Origin of the sequence: Spirillospora sp. NPDC049652 (assembly GCF_040675125.1) — a bacterium.
Classification (GTDB): Bacteria; Actinomycetota; Actinomycetes; order Streptosporangiales; family Streptosporangiaceae; genus Spirillospora.
The window spans coordinates 1-2,627 of the sequence record NZ_JBFAOF010000966.1 but is presented as its reverse complement, the minus strand read 5'-3'; the positions used below and the strand labels follow the sequence as shown (position 1 = coordinate 2,627).

The window sequence follows — 2,627 nt, the reverse complement described above, 5'->3', positions numbered from 1 at the left end:
ACCAGGACGATCACGGCGAGCACGATCAGCGCGCCGGTCTGCAACGCGTCGCCGCCGCGCAGGCCGCGCAGGCCGCGCAGCATCCGGCGGCGTTCGAGGGGCACGGCGGTCATCACGCGGCTCCCTTCACTCGCGGGTCGATGAGCGGCTGGAACAGGTCGACCAGCAGGTTCGCGACCACGAAGGCGACCACGACCAGCAGCGACACGGCCTGCACCACGGGGAAGTCCTTGACGGTCACCGACGACACCAGCAGCTGTCCGACGCCGGACAGCCCGAAGGCGGTCTCCACGATCGAGGTGCTGACCAGCAGCCCGGCGACGACCGTCCCGGTGACCGTGCTGATCGGGCCGAGGCTGTTGCGCAGCACGTGCCGGCGGACCACGGTCGCGCCCGGCACCCCCCGCGCCCGCGCGACCTCCACGTGGTCCCGGGCGAGCGCTTCGAGCATCGACGACCGCGTGACGCGCGCCAGCAGGCCCGCGAACGTCAGCGCCAACGCGACGGCCGGGAGCGTGAGGTGGCTGATCCGCCCGCCGAACCCGGTGCCGTCGCCGAACGCCGGGAACCAGTGCAGCTTCACCGAGAACACCGTGATCAGCCCGATCGCCGCGACGAACGCGGGAGTCGCGGTCGCCATGCCCGTCCCGATGAGGACGAGGCGGTCGGTGACCCCCCGCCGCAGCGCCGCGACCGCGCCGAGCGCGAGGCCCGCGACCAGGATCAGCAGCGCCCCGTAGGCGACCAGCCACAGCGTGGTCGGCAGCCGCGCCCCGATCAGGCCGCCGACGTCCTGCCGGAACTGCACCGACCGGCCGAAGTCGCCGGTCAGCACGCCGCCGAGCCACTTGCCGTACTGCACCGCGAACGGATCGTTCAGGTGGTACTGGTCGCGGATCGCCCGGAGCGTCTCCGCCGTGGCCGGACGGCCCTTCATCAGGAACGTCGCGGGATCACCGGGTGCGAGGTAGATCGAGCCGAACACGGCCAGCGAGGTCGCGAACAGGGTCGCGGCCATGCCCGCGAGCCGCTTGACGAGGAAGAGGGCCACCTCAGCCCGCCGATCCGAGCTTCGCCGCCCACGGGTACATGAGCTGGGTGATCCCGGTCGGCGCACCGGTGATCTTCCGGCTCAGGAACAGCGTGTAGGGGACCTCGTAGAGCGGGATCCAGACCATGTCGTCCACGGCGAGCTTCTGGAGCTTGGCGATGGTCGCGGCCCGCGCGACAGGGGAGGGCTGCGAGTTCGCCTGGTTCACCAGCGCGTCGTAGGCCGGGTTCGAGTAGCCGCCGTAGTTGGAGAAGTTGCCGGTCTGCAGGATGCCGTAGAACTCCAGCGGGTCGGGCGTGGAGTTGTACCAGGTCGTCATCATCAGGTCCACGCCGGTCCGGGACTTGCCGTCGGTGAACAGGGCGGTGTAGGCGTCCGGGGCGACCGACCGCAGTTCGACGTCGAGCCCGATCGTCCGTCCGGCGGCCTGGACGGCGTTGGCGATGACGCCGATCTCCGGCGACACCGTGCTGGTCGTCATGACGATCTTCTTGCCGGTCGCGCCCGCCTGCCGGACGAGCTGCTTGGCGGCGGCCACGTCCTGCTTGAGATCGGGGAGCTGCGCGTAGTATCCCTTGGCGGCCTCGGGCGCGATGCCCCACGCGCCGAGCGCAGCGGGGGCCTTCGCCGGGGTGGCGACGCCCCCGGCGGCGGCCTTGGTGATGCCCGGCCGGTCCAGCGCCATCGACAGCGCCCTGCGGACGCGGACGTCCCCGAGGACCCCCTTGAGGTTCGTCGGGATCAGGCTGACGGCCGTGGTGTTCGGCCCGAAGTACAGTCTGCCGCCGGACGCGGCACGCAGCTTGGCGAAGCCGGACGACGGGAGGAAGTAGCCGCCGTCGACCTCGCCGGACAGCATCGCGTTCACCCGGGTGGACGGGTCCTGGATGAAGACGGTCCGGATCGTGGCGGCCTTGGGCCGGAGCGAGGCGTCCCAGTAGCCGTCGAACCGCTTGAGCGTGATCGCCTGGCCCTTCTGCCACTTCGCCAGCGTGTACGGGCCGGTGCAGTTGACGCCCGCATCGGGAGTGCCGTAGTCGCGGCCGGCCCTGGCGAGCGTCGCGGCGCTCTCGACCGTCCCGGCGGAGGTGCCCATCTCCTCGTTGAACAGCTGGTCGGGCTTGGTCAGGTGGACGGTGACCTGCATCGGCCCGGTCTTCTCGACGGACGCGACGTTCGTGTACGCCGAGATCCAGGACGAGCCGACCTTCGGGTCCAGGTGCCGCCGCAGGCTCGCCACCACGTCGTCGGCCGTCAGCGCCGTCCCGTCGTGGAACCTCACGCCCGGCCGGATCGTGTAGACCCAGCGCCGGGCGTCCGGCGCGGCGGACGCCACCGCGAGGCCCGGTTCGACCCTGAGGTCGGGCGTGATCCGCTGCAGCTGCTCGCAGACGTTGGCGAGCACGGTGTTCGGCGGATAGTCGTAGGCATAGGCGTAGTCGAGCGACAGCGGCTCGCCGTACAGCGACCAGGTGACCGAGTCGACCGGGCCCTTGGCGGGCGCGGTGTCCTTGGTGACCTGGAACGCTCCGGACCCGGCGGGTCCCGGGCTGCCGCCGCAGGCGGCGGCCGCGAG

General features: G+C 71.6%; 2 protein-coding genes. Both read right to left on the bottom strand.

All coding sequences use genetic code 11. From position 1 onward, the window contains the following. Positions 1 to 112 precede the first annotated feature (112 nt). On the bottom strand, positions 113 to 1,051 hold the full coding sequence (locus tag AB0J52_RS35535) for an ABC transporter permease (RefSeq protein WP_500187308.1): 939 nt from the start codon (positions 1,049 to 1,051) through the stop codon (positions 113 to 115). A gap of 1 nt (position 1,052) precedes the next feature. Beyond that, on the bottom strand, positions 1,053 to 2,627 hold a 1,575-nt coding region (locus AB0J52_RS35530), incomplete at its 5' end, for an ABC transporter substrate-binding protein (RefSeq protein ID WP_500187307.1).